This window comes from Rhodanobacter lycopersici, assembly GCF_040812335.1.
Classification (GTDB): Bacteria; Pseudomonadota; Gammaproteobacteria; order Xanthomonadales; family Rhodanobacteraceae; genus Rhodanobacter_A; species Rhodanobacter_A lycopersici.
Window position 1 is genome coordinate 40,210 of record NZ_JBFOHK010000001.1, and the last position, 16,227, is coordinate 56,436.

At 66.4% G+C, this 16,227-nt stretch carries 16 protein-coding genes and 3 tRNA genes; 14 read left to right on the top strand and 5 right to left on the bottom strand.

Features of this window, described 5'->3' with window-relative positions; all coding sequences use genetic code 11:
- Positions 1-2 precede the first annotated feature (2 nt).
- Both mnmA and ABQJ54_RS00215 read right to left on the bottom strand, forming a co-directional pair.
- Positions 3-1,124, bottom strand: a complete 1,122-nt coding sequence (gene mnmA / locus ABQJ54_RS00210; protein ID WP_367852273.1) for a tRNA 2-thiouridine(34) synthase MnmA — start codon at positions 1,122-1,124, stop codon at positions 3-5.
- Positions 1,121-1,606, bottom strand: coding sequence for an NUDIX hydrolase (locus ABQJ54_RS00215; RefSeq protein ID WP_367852274.1), 486 nt, complete (start codon positions 1,604-1,606; stop codon positions 1,121-1,123). Before ABQJ54_RS00215 ends, mnmA begins: the two co-directional genes overlap by 4 nt.
- 115 nt (positions 1,607-1,721) lie before the next feature.
- On the opposite strand from ABQJ54_RS00215, the gene clpS reads away from it, so the two are divergent.
- Positions 1,722-2,048, top strand: a complete 327-nt coding sequence (clpS, locus tag ABQJ54_RS00220) for an ATP-dependent Clp protease adapter ClpS (RefSeq protein WP_367852275.1) — start codon at positions 1,722-1,724, stop codon at positions 2,046-2,048.
- A 97-nt stretch (positions 2,049-2,145) separates the two neighbouring features.
- On the top strand, positions 2,146-4,419 hold the full coding sequence (clpA, locus tag ABQJ54_RS00225) for an ATP-dependent Clp protease ATP-binding subunit ClpA (RefSeq protein WP_367852276.1): 2,274 nt from the start codon (positions 2,146-2,148) through the stop codon (positions 4,417-4,419).
- A gap of 72 nt (positions 4,420-4,491) precedes the next feature.
- Here the strand turns inward: clpA and infA are convergent, their stop codons facing one another.
- Positions 4,492-4,710, bottom strand: a complete 219-nt coding sequence (gene infA / locus ABQJ54_RS00230; protein ID WP_077485337.1) for a translation initiation factor IF-1 — start codon at positions 4,708-4,710, stop codon at positions 4,492-4,494.
- Between the two features lie 160 nt (positions 4,711-4,870).
- The gene (locus tag ABQJ54_RS00235; protein ID WP_367852277.1) at positions 4,871-5,146 is read right to left on the bottom strand and encodes a polyhydroxyalkanoic acid system family protein; all 276 of its coding nucleotides are present in this window, start codon (positions 5,144-5,146) and stop codon (positions 4,871-4,873) included.
- A gap of 134 nt (positions 5,147-5,280) precedes the next feature.
- Between ABQJ54_RS00235 and ABQJ54_RS00240 the strand changes: the two genes are divergently transcribed.
- The 6 genes from ABQJ54_RS00240 to ABQJ54_RS00265 all read left to right on the top strand — a co-directional run bounded on the left by ABQJ54_RS00240 (position 5,281) and on the right by ABQJ54_RS00265 (position 11,420).
- Positions 5,281-6,048: an FHA domain-containing protein gene (locus tag ABQJ54_RS00240; RefSeq protein ID WP_367852278.1), complete on the top strand. Its 768-nt coding sequence runs from the start codon at positions 5,281-5,283 to the stop codon at positions 6,046-6,048.
- A 195-nt stretch (positions 6,049-6,243) separates the two neighbouring features.
- Positions 6,244-7,329, top strand: a complete 1,086-nt coding sequence (gene serC, locus ABQJ54_RS00245; RefSeq protein ID WP_367852279.1) for a 3-phosphoserine/phosphohydroxythreonine transaminase — start codon at positions 6,244-6,246, stop codon at positions 7,327-7,329.
- 326 nt (positions 7,330-7,655) lie between these two features.
- On the top strand, positions 7,656-8,744 hold the full coding sequence (gene pheA, locus ABQJ54_RS00250) for a prephenate dehydratase (RefSeq protein ID WP_367852280.1): 1,089 nt from the start codon (positions 7,656-7,658) through the stop codon (positions 8,742-8,744).
- Positions 8,745-8,752: 8 nt separating this feature from the next.
- Positions 8,753-10,147, top strand: a complete 1,395-nt coding sequence (gene aroA / locus ABQJ54_RS00255; protein ID WP_367853535.1) for a 3-phosphoshikimate 1-carboxyvinyltransferase — start codon at positions 8,753-8,755, stop codon at positions 10,145-10,147.
- Positions 10,148-10,173: 26 nt separating this feature from the next.
- Entirely contained in the window at positions 10,174-10,947 is a 774-nt protein-coding gene (gene kdsB, locus ABQJ54_RS00260; RefSeq protein WP_367852281.1) for a 3-deoxy-manno-octulosonate cytidylyltransferase, read from the top strand.
- Positions 10,944-11,420 (top strand): low molecular weight protein-tyrosine-phosphatase, encoded by a 477-nt coding sequence (locus tag ABQJ54_RS00265; RefSeq protein ID WP_367852282.1) that lies wholly within the window; start codon positions 10,944-10,946, stop codon positions 11,418-11,420. The genes kdsB and ABQJ54_RS00265 overlap by 4 nt, the downstream gene beginning before the upstream one ends.
- A 42-nt stretch (positions 11,421-11,462) precedes the next feature.
- Here the strand turns inward: ABQJ54_RS00265 and ABQJ54_RS00270 are convergent, their stop codons facing one another.
- Positions 11,463-11,621 carry a hypothetical protein gene (locus tag ABQJ54_RS00270; protein ID WP_367852283.1) on the bottom strand — a complete coding sequence of 53 codons (159 nt, stop codon included), beginning with the start codon at positions 11,619-11,621 and terminating at the stop codon, positions 11,463-11,465.
- A 76-nt stretch (positions 11,622-11,697) separates the two neighbouring features.
- Between ABQJ54_RS00270 and uvrC the strand changes: the two genes are divergently transcribed.
- The 6 genes from uvrC (at position 11,698) to ABQJ54_RS00300 (ending at position 15,912) form a co-directional block, all read left to right on the top strand.
- On the top strand, positions 11,698-13,524 hold the full coding sequence (gene uvrC, locus ABQJ54_RS00275) for an excinuclease ABC subunit UvrC (RefSeq protein WP_367852284.1): 1,827 nt from the start codon (positions 11,698-11,700) through the stop codon (positions 13,522-13,524).
- 91 nt (positions 13,525-13,615) lie between these two features.
- On the top strand, positions 13,616-14,224 hold the full coding sequence (pgsA, locus tag ABQJ54_RS00280; RefSeq protein ID WP_367852285.1) for a CDP-diacylglycerol--glycerol-3-phosphate 3-phosphatidyltransferase: 609 nt from the start codon (positions 13,616-13,618) through the stop codon (positions 14,222-14,224).
- Between the two features lie 60 nt (positions 14,225-14,284).
- Positions 14,285-14,360 (top strand) — tRNA-Gly (locus ABQJ54_RS00285).
- Positions 14,361-14,497: 137 nt separating this feature from the next.
- Positions 14,498-14,573: transfer RNA gene (locus ABQJ54_RS00290), tRNA-Gly, on the top strand.
- 83 nt (positions 14,574-14,656) lie between these two features.
- A tRNA-Cys gene (locus ABQJ54_RS00295) sits at positions 14,657-14,730 on the top strand.
- Positions 14,731-15,033: 303 nt separating this feature from the next.
- Complete coding sequence (locus ABQJ54_RS00300) at positions 15,034-15,912, top strand: TIR domain-containing protein (RefSeq protein ID WP_367853536.1); 879 nt, start codon at positions 15,034-15,036, stop codon at positions 15,910-15,912.
- Positions 15,913-16,227 lie beyond the last annotated feature (315 nt).

A 16,227-nucleotide genomic window follows, 5' to 3' on the forward strand; every position in this document is an offset into this window, starting at 1 on the left:
CATCAAGCACCGTCAACTCTCGTTCCTGATAGGGGAAGGCCGCCGAAGGGCGCGTCGGTGGCGGCGATCACCGCGCCACCGAGGCAGGCTTCGCCGTCGTAGAACACCACCGATTGCCCGGGGGTCACTGCACGTTGCGGGGTGTCGAAGCGTACCTCAAGCCCTGTGTCCAGCACTTGCACTTCGCAGGCTTGGTCGGCCTGGCGGTAGCGGGTCTTGGCGGTGCAGCGGAAACGGGCGGCCGGTGCGTGGCCGGCCACCCAGGTCGGCGCTTCGCTGCGCAGCGTGCGCGAATCCAGCCAGTGGTTGGCGTTGCCCTGGGCCACGTAGAGCACATTGGCCGCCACGTCCTTGCCCACCACGTACCAGGGCTCGCCGCTGGCGCCCTGGCGCCCGCCAATGCCCAGGCCGTTGCGCTGGCCCAGCGTGTAATACATCGCGCCCTGGTGTTCGCCGACTCTTGCACCCTCGGGCGTGCGCATCTCGCCGGGCCGGGCCGGGATGTACTGCGCCAGAAAGCTGCGGAAATCGCGCTCGCCGATGAAGCAGATGCCGGTGGAGTCCTTCTTCGCGTGCGTGGGTAGTCGCGCCTCGCGCGCCAGCTCACGCACCAGCGGCTTCTCGATCTCGCCGACCGGGAACAGCGTGACCGCCAGCTGCGCCTGGCCCAGCGCGTGCAGGAAGTAGGTCTGGTCCTTGGCTGCATCGACCGCGCGCAGCAGGCGGTACGCGCCACCGCGGCAGTCCACGCGGGCGTAATGGCCGGTGGCGATCTTCTCCGCGCCCAGCGCGCGCGCCTCGTCGAGGAAGGCCTTGAACTTGATCTCGCGGTTGCACAGCACATCGGGATTGGGCGTGCGACCGGCGCGGTATTCGGCGAGGAAGTGCGCGAACACGCCGTCCCAGTACTCGGCGGCGAAGTTGCGCGCGTGGAACGGGATGCCCAGCCGGCCGCACACGGCCACGGCGTCCTTGCGGTCGGCGTCGGCGGTGCAGGGGCCGTTGCGGTCGTCCTCTTCCCAGTTCTGCATGAACAGGCCCTCGACCTCGTGGCCGGCCTGTTGCAGCAGCAGCGCCGCGACCGAGGAGTCGACGCCGCCGGAAATGCCCAGCATCACCTTCATGGCGTGGTGCCGGGCGGCCAGGCGTGCAGCGCGTCCAGCGGAAAGCGGGCGCCGGCGAGCCATGCGTCGATGCTCGCCAGTACCAGCGGGCTGCGCAGGCGCTCACCCAGCGCGGCGATTTCGGCGCGGTCCAGCCACAGGGCGCGGCGGATGCCGGCGTCCAGGGGGCGCGCCGGATCGTGGCTGATGGGACGTGCGGCGAAGCTGAAGCGGATCACGCCTTCGCCGTGTTCGGTGCTGCGCCACTGGTGCACGCCGATCAGGTGGGTGGGCTGCACCGTCCAGCCGGTTTCCTCCAGCGTTTCGCGTGCCGCCGCATCGACGAGGCGTTCACGATCCTCCAGGTGTCCGGCAGGCTGGTTGTAGGCGAGCCGGCCATTCACTTCTTCCTCGACCATCAGGTAGCGCGCGCCGTCGCCCACCACGCAGGCCACGGTGACGTGGGGGCGCCAGATCGCATCGGTGACAGCGGAAGAGGGCATGAGGGGAGGGGGTGGAAAAGCCGTCATTGTGCCATTACCTGAGAATCCAATCGTCGCCGGGCGTGCAGTCGGCGCGGCGTATAATCGAATCTGTCGAAGGAACACTCTTCATTACATGGCTCACGAACCCGAAAACGAACAGGAAGGCAGTCACGGCCTGGCGGTGCAGACTGCGAAGCCGGAGGTGGCGAGGCCGCCGTTGTTCCAGGTGGTGCTGCTCAACGACGATTTCACGCCGATGGATTTCGTGGTCGAGGTGTTGCGCGGCTTCTTCGGCCTGGACCAGGAGCGTGCCGTGCAGGTGATGTTGCATGTGCATACCCGCGGCAAGGGTGTATGCGGCGTGTTTACCCGCGAGGTGGCCGAGACCAAGGTCACCCAGGTCAACGAGTATTCACGCTCCCATCAGCACCCTCTGCTATGCACCATGGAGAAGCTCTAGTGGCCGCCCCGGCGATACTATGGAAATGATCTAGCTGCCCCCACTATGTAGCCATCGCGGCATAGCCGCCCATGCCATTGCAACGGAGACGGTCCGGATGTTCAGCAAGGATCTCGAAGTCACCATCGGCCAGTGCTACAAGCAGGCCCGCGAGCAGCGCCACGAGTTCATGACCGTGGAGCACCTGCTGCTCGCGCTCACCGCCAACCAGTCCGCGCTGGGCGCGTTGCGCGCCTGTGGCGTGGACCTGCCGCGGCTCACCCATGAGCTGGAAAAGGTCATCGCCGAGACCGTGCCGGTGCTGCCGCACGGCGACGAGCGCGACACCCAGCCCACGCTCGGTTTCCAGCGCGTGCTGCAGCGCGCCGTCTACCATGTGCAATCCTCGGGGCGGAAGGAGGTCACCGGTGCCAACGTGCTGGTGGCGATCTTTGGCGAGAAGGATTCCCACGCCGTGTATTTCCTGCACCAGCAGGAGATCACCCGGCTGGACGTGGTCAACTACATCTCGCACGGCATCGCCAAGGTGGGCGACGAGTCCGCGACTGGCCCCGCCGGCGGCATCGAGCGCGAGGGCGAGGAAGGCGGCGAGGCGAAGGGCAATCCGCTCTCCGAGTACGCCAGCAACCTCAATGAACTGGCGCTGGAAGGCAAGATCGACCCGCTGATCGGCCGCGCCGACGAGATCGAGCGCACCATCCAGGTGCTGTGCCGCCGCCGCAAGAACAACCCGCTCTACGTGGGCGACGCCGGCGTGGGCAAGACCGCGCTGGCCGAGGGCCTGGCCAAGCGCATCGTGGACGGCGAGGTGCCCGAGGTGCTGGAGAACGCCACGATCTGGTCGCTCGACCTGGGCGCGCTGGTGGCGGGCACCAAGTACCGCGGCGACTTCGAGAAGCGCCTCAAGAGCGTCATCGCCCAGCTGAAGAAGCAGCAGGGCGCGATCCTGTTCATCGACGAGATCCACACCATCATCGGCGCCGGTTCCGCCTCGGGCGGCACCATGGACGCCAGCAACCTGATCAAGCCGCTGCTGGCCTCCGGCGAGCTGCGCTGCATCGGCTCGACCACGTTCCAGGAATACCGCGGCGTGTTCGAGAAGGATCGCGCGCTGGCGCGCCGCTTCCAGAAGATCGACGTGGTCGAGCCCTCGGTGGCCGACAGCATCGAGATCCTCAAGGGCCTGCGCTCGCGTTTCGAGGAGCACCACAACGTCATCTACACCAACGAGTCGCTGAAGGCGGCGGTGGATCTGTCGGTGAAGCACATCCCCGACCGCCTGCTGCCGGACAAGGCGATCGACGTGATCGACGAGGCGGGCGCCCGTCAACGGCTGCTGCCCGAGGACCAGCGCAGCGGCAAGGTGGACGTGGCCGAGGTGGAGTACATCGTGGCCAAGATGGCGCGCATCCCGGCCAAGCAGGTCTCGGCTTCCGACCGTGATGTGCTGAGGAATCTGGAGCGCAACCTGAAGATGGTGGTGTTCGGCCAGGATGCCGCGATCGAGGCGCTGGCCGCCTCGATCAAGATGGCACGTTCGGGCCTGGCCGACCCGGCCAAGCCGATCGGCTGCTTCCTGCTCGCCGGTCCCACCGGCGTGGGCAAGACCGAGGTCACCCGCCAGCTGGCGCTGCAGCTCGGCATCGAGATGATCCGCTTCGACATGTCCGAGTACATGGAGGCGCACTCGGTATCGCGCCTGGTCGGCGCGCCCCCGGGCTACGTGGGCTTCGACCAGGGTGGCCTGCTCACCGAGGCAGTGACCAAGCATCCGCATGCGGTGCTGCTGCTGGACGAGATCGAGAAGGCGCACCCGGACGTCTACAACATCCTGCTGCAGGTGATGGACCACGGCGTGCTCACCGACACCAACGGACGCGAAGCGAACTTCAAGAACGTGATCCTGGTGATGACCACCAACGCCGGCGCGGCGCAGGCCTCGCGGCGCAGCATCGGCTTCGTGACGCAGAGCCACCACACCGACGCGATGGAGGTGATCCGCCGCAGCTTCACGCCGGAATTCCGCAACCGGCTGGACGCGATCATCCAGTTCAACGCGCTGGACTTCGAGCACATCCTGCGCGTGGTGGACAAATTCCTGATCGAGCTGGAAGCGCAGCTCACCGAGAAGCACGTGAGCCTGGACGTGGATGCCGAGGCGCGCCACTGGCTGGCCGAGCACGGCTTCGACGCGCAGATGGGCGCCCGGCCGATGGCGCGGGTGATCCAGGAGAAGGTGAAGCGCGCGCTGGCCGACGAGCTGCTGTTCGGCAAGCTGGCCGAAGGCGGCAAGGTGACGCTGGGCGTGAAGAACGGTGAACTGGCGGTAGGCTGCGAAGCCGCCGAGAAAGTGCCAGCCGTGGTGGAGTGACCACAAGCCGGGACCAGGCAACACAAAAGGCCGCGCACTGCGCGGCCTTTCCATGCCGATGCGGCCGTCGCCTTATTTCATGCGGTAGGTGATGCGTCCCTTGCTCAGGTCGTACGGGGTCATCTCGATCTTGACCTTGTCGCCCGTGAGGATGCGGATGTAATGCTTGCGCATGCGCCCGGAGATGTGGGCGATGACCACGTGCCCGTTCTCCAGCTGCACGCGGAACATGGTGTTGGGCAGGGTCTCCAGGACCGTGCCTTCCATTTCGATGACGTCGTCTTTGGCCATGTGTTCCGGGTCGGAGAGCGACCATGGTGGCCGCATAAGCGGGCGATTATGCCACGGTCGGGCCCGCGATCAAAATATCGCCGGCAGACATGCTTGACATCGTGCCGCGATGGCCCGAAGGGCGGCTGCCATGGATGGTGGAGGCGGTCGCAAAAAATCGTCAGGCGAAATGCTCATCCAGCTTGCGCCGGATCTCCTGCTCGATCATGCCCTTGAGCGGGGACAGCAGCAGGCCGAGTTCGACGCGCACCCGGATCATGTCGTCGCTCACGGCGATCTGGCCGTTCACGCCGGGGCGGGAAAAGTGCAGGGTGTCGCCCTGCCAGTGACCATCAAGGTCGAACTTCTCGTGCATGCGTGCGGCCACCTTTTCGACCACGGCACGGGCTTCCGGCAGCGGCAGGCGGTGGGGGCGGTGAATGTCGATGCTGGGCATGCGGGGCTCCGTCGGGGCGGGCATGATACGTCCTCGCGCGCCACGATATCGATGCTGCATGACGTCGCGCAAAACGTGAACGAGTGCTCAGGAACTGCATGCTAGAGTGCCGTGGTCAATGGACTGGTACGGCGATGCGCATCGAGTTTCTCCATTCCGCCCGCGAAGATTTCCCGTGGGCAAAGCCGCAATTGCGGATAGGCAGTGCGGCGGACAACGATCTGGTGCTCTCGGCGACGCAGGCCGCGCCGCGGCACCTGCGCATCGAGCAGGATCGGCGCGGCTGGGTGCTGCAGGTGCTGCCTTCGGCCACGCGCGTGTACGTGAATGCGCGGCCGGTGCGCGAACGCGCCTTGTTGCGTCCCGGCGACATGCTGAGCGTGGGTGATTGCCGCATGCTGCTGCGCGACGACACGTCGCCGGAGCAGCGCGAAGTCGCGGCAGTCCCGGTGCAGGCGCGTTGCACCGCGGCGCTGCGCGCGCTGGCCGGTACCTTGTCGGGACGGGTCCTGCCGATCGGCACCGGCCTGGATCTGGGACCCTACGGTCGTTGCCCGCTTGAACTGCCGCAAGGCGAGATGGCGAGCCTGAAGCTGGGCTGGCAGGACGACGGCCTGGTGCTCGAGACGACGCAGGCGTCGACGACCTATCCGCTGCGGGTGAATGGTGTACCGGTGCAGCGCGTGGTGCTGCAGGCCGGCGATCAGCTCAGCCTGGGGCCGCATCGCTTCGTGCTCGACGCGCCGGGAATGGAAGCGGAGCCCGCGATCGCGCCGCCCGAGCCGCCGGCGCAGCCACTCCCCGAGGATGCCGCCGGTCCGCGTGGCGAGGTGTGGTGGCTGATCGTGACCGCCGCCGTGCTGGCGCTGGGCATCGCCCTGGTGCTGTGGATCCGCTTCTGATCTTGCGATCATCCATGGTCGCGAGAATCAAACGGGCGGCCATCCCTCGCCGCACTACTCGGTACCTTTGCGATCATCCATGATCGCGGAAATCAAATGGGCGGCCATCCTTGGCCGCACTACTCAAAAAACCCATTGACGGTTCCATGTTGCGACGCGGCATAATGCGGTGGACGCAGCCACGGGGAACGATCGGTGAGCCAGGTGTGGAATTTCAGTGCGGGTCCGGCGGCGCTGCCGCGCGAGGTGCTCGAGCGCGCGCAGCGCGAGCTGCTGGACTGGGACGGCAGCGGCATGTCGGTGATGGAGCAGTCGCACCGCGGCAAGCGCTTCATCGCCATGGCGGCCCGCACCGAGGCGGACCTGCGCGAACTGGCCGCGATCCCCGACGACTATGCCGTGCTGTTCCTGCAGGGCGGCGCCACCCAGCACTTCGCGCAGATCCCGATGAACCTGGCGGGCGAGGGCGACAGCGCCGACTACATCGTCAACGGCCACTGGGGCGCCAAGGCGGCCAGCGAGGCGGCGACCTACGTCAGGGTCAACGTGGCCGCCGACAGCAAGGCCGACGATTACCGCCGCCTGCCTCCGCGCGGGGAATGGAAGCTCGACCCACGCGCCGCCTACGTGCACTACACGCCCAACGAGACCATCCACGGCCTGCAGCACCACGTCGTCCCCGACGTGGGCGAGGTGCCGCTGGTGGCCGACATGTCCTCCGACATCCTCTCGGCGCCGCTGGACGTGCGCCGCTTTGGCCTGATCTACGCCGGCGCGCAGAAGAACATCGGCCCTTCCGGCCTGGTGCTGATGATCGTGCGCCGCGACCTGCTGGCGCGTGCCACGCGGCCGATGGCGAAGATCTTCCGCTACGCCGAGCATGCCGCGAACGACTCCATGCTCAACACGCCGAACACCTGGGGCTGGTACCTGGCCGGGCTCACCTTCCAGTGGCTGAAGGCGCAGGGCGGCCTCGCCGCGATGGCCGAGCGCAACCAGGCCAAGGCCGCGCGGCTGTATGCGGCCATCGACGGTTCCGGCGGCTACTACCGCAACGCGATCGATCCGGCCGCGCGCTCGCGCATGAACGTGCCGTTCACCCTGCACGACAGCGCGCTGGACGCGCCGTTCCTGGCCGAATCCGAGGCCGCCGGCCTGATCGCGCTGAAGGGCCACAAGGCGCTGGGCGGCATGCGCGCCTCGCTCTACAACGCGGTGCCGCCGGAGGCGGTGGAGGCACTGGTCGCATTCATGCGCGACTTCGCGAGGCGACACGGCTGAGCGTTTCGGGCATCATCGGCAAACCGCATTTGGCCTTCTATCCATCCAGACATAAAGAGCCTGCTCATGATCTCCGAGCACCCCGCGTTGCCATCGAATGGCCGTCAGGTGGTAGTGCGTGGCACAGCGCCTGACTGGCTGTCAGGCCAAGCCGCGCGCTGCCGCATGGCGGCCATTCGATGGCAACCCGAAGGGCCGGGTCTGTTTGCCCGCATCCCTTCGTCATCACTCAGTCGTGGACGGACGTCCACTCCTTCGTTCTTCCTTGGCCTGCGCGCAAACAGACTACGGCGCGAGGTACTCGGAGATCATGAGCAGGCTCTAACATGACAGACAGCAAGACCTCGCTGGCCAATGTGCGCGAGCGCATCGACAGCATCGACCGGCAGATCCAGGAGCTGATCTCCGAGCGCGCCAACTGGGCGCAGGAAGTGGCGCGGGTGAAGGGCGAGGGCTTGTCCGCGATCGACTACTACCGCCCCGAGCGCGAGGCGCACGTGCTGCGCATGGTGGTGGACCGCAACAAGGGGCCCTTGCCCGACGCCGAGATGGTGCGACTGTTCCGCGAGATCATGTCCTCGTGCCTGGCGCAGGAAGACCCGTTGAAGATCGGCTACCTCGGCCCCGAGGGCACCTTCAGCGAGCAGGCAGTGCGCAAGCACTTCGGCCATGCCGCCTACGGCCTGCCGCTGGGCAGCATCGAGGAGGTGTTCCAGGAAGTCGCCGCCGGCCATGCCGACTTCGGCGTGGTGCCGGTGGAGAACTCCGGCCAGGGCATGATCCAGGTGACGCTGGACATGTTCCTCACTTCCGACGCGCGCATCTGCGGCGAAGTCGAGCTGCGCGTGCACCAGTGCCTGCATTCGATGGCGGGCAACCTTGAATCCATCAAGCGCGTCTATGCGCATGCGCAGTCGCTGCAGCAGTGCAAGACCTGGCTGCGCATGAACCTGCCGCACGTGGCCTGCGAGGCGGTAGGCAGCAACGCCGAGGCCGCGCGGCTGGCACGCCATGCCGACGACGCCGGCGCCATCGCCGGCGAGACGGCCGGCAAGGTGTACGGCCTGAAGACGCTGGCCACCGGCATCGAGGACCGCGCCGACAACACCACCCGCTTCCTGGTGATCGGCCGCAGCCTGTTCCCGCCCTCGGGCAATGACCGCACCTCGCTGCTGATCACGGTGAACGACCAGCCGGGCGCGCTGTACCACGTGCTGAGTCCGTTCGCACAGCACGGGGTGAGCCTCAACCGCATCGAATCGCGTCCCGCGCACAGCGGCAAGTGGCAGTACGCGTTCTTCATCGACGTTTCCGGCCATATCCAGGACGAGGCGCTGCAGGCGGCGGTGAAGGAGATCGAACAGTCGGTGGCGCAGCTGCGCGTGCTCGGCTCCTACCCGGTGGCACTGCCGTGAACGGGCGCATGGACTGGCGCAGCGGCCCGGCCGGACCGCTGCGGGGCAGCGTGGGCGTGCCGGGCGACAAGTCCGTCTCGCACCGCGCGCTGATGTTCGCCGCGCTGGCGGACGGCACGTCGCACATCCGCGGTTTTCTCGAAGGCGAGGACACCCGCGCCACCGCCGCCGTGTTGCAGCAGCTTGGCGTGCGCATCGACACGCCTGCCGACGGCGAGCGCCTCGTGCATGGCGTGGGCCTGCACGGCCTGCGCGCAAGCGCGCAAGATCTGGACTGCGGCAACGCGGGCACCGGCATGCGCCTGCTGGCCGGCCTGCTGGCCGGGCAGGCCTTCGACAGCACCCTGGTCGGCGACGCCTCGCTGTCGAAGCGGCCGATGCGCCGCGTCACCGATCCGCTGGCCGCGATGGGCGCGCGCATCGACACGCAGGGCGGCTTGCCTCCACTGCGCGTCAACGGCGGCCAGCACCTGCACGGCATCCGCTACGAACTGCCGGTGGCCAGCGCGCAGGTGAAGTCCGCGCTGCTGCTCGCGGGCCTGTATGCGGAAGGCGAGACCGAGGTGATCGAGCCGCATCCCACTCGCGACTACACCGAGCGCATGCTGGCCGCGTTCGGCTGGCCGATCGCGTTCGAGCCCGGCCGCGCGAAGCTTTCCGGTGGCCATGCGCTGCATGCCACCGACGTGGACGTGCCGGCGGATTTCTCCTCGGCGGCGTTCTTCCTCGTCGCCGCGAGCATTGTGCCCGGCTCCGGGCTGCGCCTGCCGGCGGTCGGCCTCAACCCGCGCCGTACCGGGCTGCTGGAAGCGTTGCGACTGATGGGTGCGGACATCCGCATCGAGAACGGGACGACCAGCGGCGGCGAGCCGGTGGGCGACCTGGTGGTGCGCTATGCGCCGTTGCACGGCGTCGAGCTGCCCGAGGCGCTGGTGCCCGACATGATCGACGAGTTCCCGGCGCTGTTCGTCGCCGCGGCGGTGGCCAATGGCAATACCGTCATCCGCGGCGCTGCCGAATTGCGCGTGAAGGAATCCGACCGTCTCGCCGCCATGGCCACGGGCTTGCGTGCCTTGGGCATCACGGTCGACGAGACGCCCGATGGCGCAACCATCCATGGCGGTACGCTCGCCGGCGGCGCGGTGGAAAGCCTCACCGACCACCGGATCGCGATGAGCTTCGCGGTGGCCGGGCTGGTGGCACAGGCGCCGGTGCGCATCAATGACTGCTGTCATGTGGCCACCTCGTTCCCCGGTTTCATGGCGCTGGCCAACGGCTGCGGCTTCGACCTGGCCGTCTCCGTGTCGGAGCGCACCCTGTGCGCGAATGCTCTTGGCTTTGTCCAGCACCAGGGCATTCGCGCACAGGGTGCGCTCCTACACATGAAGGGGCGTGCGGGTTAGGCTTGGCGGCCCATACCGAGTCCGCCATGCCCACTGTCCCGCCCTTCATCGTCGCCATCCCCGCCCGCTATGGTTCCACGCGCCTGCCGGCCAAGCCGCTGCGCGAGATCGCCGGCGTGCCCATGGTGGTGCGCGTGGTGCAGCGGGCCTTGCAGGCGGGTGCGGCGGACGTGGTGGTGGCGACGGACGATGCGCGCATCGCCGATGCGCTGGCCGGGCAGGGCGTCAGGGTCTGCATGACGCGTGCCGAGCATGCCTCCGGCAGTGACCGTCTTGCGGAATGCGCGGGCCTATGCGGCTGGGCCGACGACGCCATCGTGGTGAACCTGCAGGGCGACGAACCGTTCGCGCCCGCGGCCGGCATCCGCGAGGTGGCGTGTGCGCTGGCCGAGGACGATGCGCCGATGGCCACGCTGGCGACCCCGATCGCCGACGCGCATGAACTGTTTGATCCGAACGTGGTGAAGCTGGTGCGCGGCACGAACGGCCGTGCGCTGTACTTCAGCCGCGCACCCTTGCCGTGGGCGCGCGACGCCTTTGCCGCGAGTCGCGAGGTGGTGCCGGCAAACACGCCGTTCCTGCGCCACATCGGCATCTATGCCTATCGCGCAGGCTTCCTCGCACGGTACGCGCGGCTGGCGCGTACGCCGCTGGAACAGGCCGAGTCGCTGGAACAGCTGCGCGTGCTGGAGCACGGCCATGCGATCGCCGTGCGGCTCACGCCGGAGCCGTTCCCGCCCGGCATCGACACCGAGGCCGACCTGGTGCGCGCCGAACAATGGCTGCGAACGCAGGGATGAACGTGCGGCGCGTGCTGTTCGTCTGCCTCGGCAACATCTGCCGTTCGTCGCTGGTCGAAGCCGTTGCGCGCAAGCGTCTGGCCGAGGCCGGACTGGACGTGGCCGTGGCGTCTTGCGGCACCGGCGGCTGGCATGCAGGCGAGGGCGCCGACCCGCGCATGATCGCGGCGGCGCGAGCCGCGGGCCATGACTTGTCGCTGCACTGCGCACGCCAACTGCGCGGGCACGATTTCACGGACTACGACCTGTTGCTGGCGATGGATCGCGACAACCTGCGCGAGTTGCGCAAACTCGCCGCAACGCCTGGACAGGTGGAGCAGACCGCTTTGTTCCTCGAGTGGACCGGCACGGCACCGCCAGTGGAATTTCCCGATCCGTGGCATGGCGACACTGCCGGCTTTGCCGCAGCGGTGAAACTGGCCGAACGCGGCGTCGCCGGCCTGGTCGAGCGCCTGCGCGACGCTGGCTGCTGATCCCCGGATGGCGCCCGACGCGCTGCAGCCTTTTGGCAAGGCTCAGCGACGCTGGCGCAGCTTCGCGATGAAGATGCCGAACAGGATCACCCCGAGCAGCAGGCCAACGCCGGCGCCCCACAGCACGCCGCGGTCGCCCCACAGCCAATCGCCGATCAGCACGCCGAGCACGAACAGGATGGGGATCGGCAGGCAGCCCATGGGTGTCTCCGCCAGGCAATCGACAGGAGCGTCCATGATATCGGCCGCGACAAGTCGAAGCGGCTAGAATCCACGCATGCAGCCCACATCGCCGCTGGCCTTCGACGGCAAGGCCTTCGTCCGCACCCTTACCACTTCGCCCGGCGTCTACCGCTATTTCGACGCGGACGGCGAGCTCCTGTACGTGGGCAAGGCGGGCAACCTGAAGAAGCGTGTGGGCAGCTATTTCCTCAAGCCGCGCCTGGAGCCGCGCATCGCCGCGATGATCGCGCAGATCGCACGCTGCGAGATCACCGTCACGCGCACGGAAGGCGAGGCGCTGCTGCTGGAGTCGCAGCTGATCAAGTCGCTGAAGCCGCGCTACAACATCATGTTGCGCGACGACAAGAGTTACCCCTACATCTATCTCTCCGGTGGCGAGGACTATCCGCGGCTGGCCTTCCACCGCGGCGCGAAGAACCTGCCGGGACGCTATTTCGGACCGTACCCCAGCACTTTCGCGGTGCGCGAGAGCCTGGGCCTGATGCAGAAGCTGTTCAAGGTGCGCCAGTGCGAGGACAGCTACTTCCGCAACCGCTCGCGGCCCTGCCTGCAGTACCAGATCGGCCGCTGCACCGCGCCGTGCGTGCGGCTGGTCACGAAGGAGGACTATGCCGGCGACGTGCGCCACGCCGAGATGTTCCTGGAAGGCCGCAGCAGCGCGGTGATCGACGAACTGGCCATGGCGATGGAGCAGGCCAGCGCGAAACTGGACTTCGAGCGCGCCGCCGCGCTGCGCGACCAGGTGGCTGCGCTGCGGCAACTGCAGGCGCAGCATCACGTGCAGGGCGCCAGCGCCGACATGGATGTGATCGCCTGTCGCATCGAGTCGGGCCTGGCCTGCGTCAGCGTGCTGTTCTTCCGCGGCGGCATCAGCCTGGGCACGCGCGACTTCTTCCCGCGCCTGCCGCTGGATGCCGAGCCGGCCGACCTGCTGGCCCAGTTCGTGGCGCAGTACTACCTGGAGCGCCCGGTGCCGCGTGAGCTGATCCTGGGCGAGGAACTGCCGGAACAGGCCGTGCTCGCCGAGGTGTTGGCGGAACAGAGCGGGCATGCGGTGGAACTGAAGAGCAGCGTGCGCGGCGAGCGCGCGCGTTTCCTGCAGATGGCCGAGCGCAACGCGCAGGCGTCGCTGACCCAGCGCCTCGCGAGTCGGCAGACCCTGGGCACGCGTTTCGAGGACCTGCAGAAGCTGCTGGAACTGCCCGAGCCGCCGCGGCGCATCGAGTGCTTCGACATCAGCCACACCCGTGGCGAGCTCACCGTGGCCTCCTGCGTGGTGTTCGGGCCGGAAGGGGCGGAGAAGTCGCATTACCGCCGTTTCAACATCGCCGGCATCACGCCGGGCGACGACTACGCCGCCATGCACCAGGCGCTGACCCGGCGCTTCCGCAAGGTGGCCGAAGGCGAGGGCGCGAAGCCCGACGTGCTGCTGATCGACGGCGGCGGTGGCCAGGTGGCGCAGGCGCTGGAGGTGCTGAAGGAACTGGGCGTCGCCGGCATCCACGTGGTTGGCGTGGCCAAGGGGCCGGCGCGGCGCGCGGGCGAGGAGACGCTGATCCTGGTCGACCAGGGCCGCGAGATCCATCCCGGCCCGACTTCGCCGGCGCTGCACCTGGTGGCGGCGGTGCGCGACGAATCGCACCGCTTCGCGATCAGCGGCCACCGCAAGCGGCGCGAGAAGGCGCGCGAGCGCAGCGTGCTGGAGGACGTGCCCGGCGTGGGCGCGCGCCGTCGCGCCGCGCTGCTGAAAACCTTCGGCGGCCTGGCCGGGGTGGAGGCTGCCGGCGTGGAGGAGTTGATGCGCGTGAAGGGCATCGACCGCGGCCTGGCCGAACGCATCTACGACGCGTTGCACGGTTGAAGGCGCGCCGACCGGACGGCGCGTTTCGGCATTTTTCGCTGCGCCATGACGCGGCGGCATGCGACACTGTGGCAAACCCGCAGGTCCTCCCATGCAAATCAACCTTCCCACCTGGCTGACCCTGTTCCGCGTGGCATTGCTGCCGGTGATGGTGCTGGTGTTCTACCTGCCGTTCCATGGCCACAACATCACCGCCGCGATCGTGTTCGTGCTTGCCGCCGTCACCGACTGGCTGGATGGCTTTCTGGCACGGCGGATGAACCTCACCTCGGCCTTCGGTGCCTTCCTCGACCCGGTGGCCGACAAATTGATGGTGGCGGTGACCCTGTTCCTGCTGGTGGAGTCGCACCCGGAGGGCTGGTCCAGCATCGTGATGGCGGTGACCGCGGCGGTGATCGTGGGGCGCGAGATCAGCATTTCGGCGTTGCGCGAATGGATGGCCGAAGTCGGCATGCGCGCCACGGTCAAGGTGGCCTTCATCGGCAAGCTGAAGACGGTGATGCAGATCGTGGCGCTGGTGGTGCTGATCGTGCAGCACGAGAAGGAGGCCACCGCGCTGCGCCTGTACCACATCGGCGAGGCGCTGCTGGTGCTCGCCGGCGTGCTCACCATCTGGTCGGGCCTGTACTACCTGCATGCGGCCTGGCCCACCCTGCGCGGCGACGCGCCGCGGCGGCCGGGCGCGCCCGGCGACGGTTGAACAGGGCAGGCGGGGAAGTCTTGACGCGACGCGTTCGCGTATTAGAATGCGCCCTCCCAAGCGGGAATAGCTCAGTTGGTAGAGCACGACCTTGCCAAGGTCGGGGTCGCGAGTTCGAGTCTCGTTTCCCGCTCCAGATTCACGCACGAAGCCCTGGTACGCCGGGGCTTCGTCGTTTCCGGACCGCGCATGCGGCCTGGAATGCGGCGCAACGGAGCGCGGGCCGAGGGCTTCACATCCGTCATCGTTCTGCTATCATTTGCGGCTCCTCAAGCGGGAATAGCTCAGTTGGTAGAGCACGACCTTGCCAAGGTCGGGGTCGCGAGTTCGAGTCTCGTTTCCCGCTCCAGTTTTCCAGCAAAACCTCGCTACGCCGGGGTTTTGTTTTTTCAAGCAGGTGGCGATCGTTCATGATCGCAACGGCCGGACAATGGCCTGGTGGCAGAGTGGTCATGCAGCGGACTGCAAATCCGCGTACGCCGGTTCGATTCCGACCTAGGCCTCCATTGTCCCGCTTTACGATCAAAGACTTAGGCGCCTATGGCGCCTATTTTTTTGCGCAAAATCCTGTGATTTGGGGTCAAAACCATCATTTGACACTCGTCATCGAGTGGCAAACTGGCGTAAGCATCCGAGAAAACCGATGACGTGAGTTTTTAAATGGCATTGCTGCCACGATTCAGCGAGTGAAAAAACTCCCGTACACGCACTATCTGTCCGATGACGTCAGTCCTCGCTGATGCTCGTGGTCACATTGTTGTGTTCGCTACTAAACTCACATATAGATGGAGTACGCATTGTTGAAGAGCGTGCCCAACAACTTGTTCAAGGCGGACGGCTTCGCCGTCGCTAAACTCCAGCGTCAGGTCTCGCAGCAATACCTTCTCGTCAGGTCAGCCAGCATGCAGAAAGCCAAGACATACACTCACACTCGATTCGCAGCGGAAGTGATACGCGAAGCGACTGTTGAACTCGTTCGGCTGTACGGTAACGAGAAGATTACGGCTAACTACGTCAATCTTTCCGTCGAGCACGACGAGTCCGAGTGGAAGTACGATTCTCTTGAAGAGTTCCTTGCTGACTATCGCATCTATCACAACGATGCAACTCTGCACCTCATCGTCGGAATCGGAGCGCTAATAGTTTGGACGAAGCGGGCGCAAGCCCGCGTCAACGTTCAAGCTGATTCCAGAGCACGGGTGGAGTCAGTTTTTGCTGTCTTCGAAGCGGCACGTGAACGCAGCCGTATTCCTGATCCTCCTCGCATTGCATCCTCTCCAGTGATTTTTGTGGGCCATGGTCGAAGCCAGCTGTGGCGAGATCTGAAGGACCACTTGCAGGAAAAGCACGGCTGCAAGATTGAAGCGTACGAGACCGGCGCACGCGCCGGTCACAGCATTCGGGACATTCTCGAAGAGATGGTTGAAAAAAGTTCTTTTGCCATCTTGGTCATGACTGCGGAAGACGAACAGGCTGATGGCGCACAGCGCGCACGACAGAACGTTATCCACGAAGCCGGCTTGTTCCAGGGACGCCTTGGCTTCGCTCGAGCAATCATGCTACTTGAGGAGGGCGTAGAAGAATTCTCAAATGTTCAAGGCGTTCAGTACATCCGGTTCGCGCGCGGGAATATCAAAGAAACGTACGGAGAGGTTCTCGCCACTCTTCGCAGAGAGTTCGAAAAGTGAGGCCGAGCTAACTGATGTCCACGATGACTAGACACATTTGCTTAAGGATGATAGGGGGTGGGAGCGGTGGCTAACGGGTGTCAAGCCAGTGGCAGGTCGCATAAGTCGTTGAAAATTAAATAAAGTAGCCGCCCTGCAAATCCGCGTACGCCGGTTCGATTCCGACCTAGGCCTCCATTGTCCCGCTGGCCATGCGCCAGCCCGAAACCCGCCGAACGGCGGGTTTTTTTGCGACCGCCATTTTTGGTGGTCTCCCTTCGCAGCACCGCTGACGCGATGTCGAAAGTCGCTCCCGGCGATTTTGTGCGCGAAACC

Coding starts and splice junctions, on each gene's coding strand:
- mnmA (WP_367852273.1), bottom strand. CDS start 1,124: ATGAAGGTGATGCTGGGCATTTCCGGCGGCGTCGACTCCTCGGTCGCG.
- ABQJ54_RS00215 (WP_367852274.1), bottom strand. CDS start 1,606: ATGCCCTCTTCCGCTGTCACCGATGCGATCTGGCGCCCCCACGTCACC.
- clpS (WP_367852275.1), top strand. CDS start 1,722: ATGGCTCACGAACCCGAAAACGAACAGGAAGGCAGTCACGGCCTGGCG.
- clpA (WP_367852276.1), top strand. CDS start 2,146: ATGTTCAGCAAGGATCTCGAAGTCACCATCGGCCAGTGCTACAAGCAG.
- infA (WP_077485337.1), bottom strand. CDS start 4,710: ATGGCCAAAGACGACGTCATCGAAATGGAAGGCACGGTCCTGGAGACC.
- ABQJ54_RS00235 (WP_367852277.1), bottom strand. CDS start 5,146: ATGCCCAGCATCGACATTCACCGCCCCCACCGCCTGCCGCTGCCGGAA.
- ABQJ54_RS00240 (WP_367852278.1), top strand. CDS start 5,281: ATGCGCATCGAGTTTCTCCATTCCGCCCGCGAAGATTTCCCGTGGGCA.
- pheA (WP_367852280.1), top strand. CDS start 7,656: ATGACAGACAGCAAGACCTCGCTGGCCAATGTGCGCGAGCGCATCGAC.
- aroA (WP_367853535.1), top strand. CDS start 8,753: ATGGACTGGCGCAGCGGCCCGGCCGGACCGCTGCGGGGCAGCGTGGGC.
- kdsB (WP_367852281.1), top strand. CDS start 10,174: ATGCCCACTGTCCCGCCCTTCATCGTCGCCATCCCCGCCCGCTATGGT.
- ABQJ54_RS00265 (WP_367852282.1), top strand. CDS start 10,944: ATGAACGTGCGGCGCGTGCTGTTCGTCTGCCTCGGCAACATCTGCCGT.
- ABQJ54_RS00270 (WP_367852283.1), bottom strand. CDS start 11,621: ATGGGCTGCCTGCCGATCCCCATCCTGTTCGTGCTCGGCGTGCTGATC.
- uvrC (WP_367852284.1), top strand. CDS start 11,698: ATGCAGCCCACATCGCCGCTGGCCTTCGACGGCAAGGCCTTCGTCCGC.
- pgsA (WP_367852285.1), top strand. CDS start 13,616: ATGCAAATCAACCTTCCCACCTGGCTGACCCTGTTCCGCGTGGCATTG.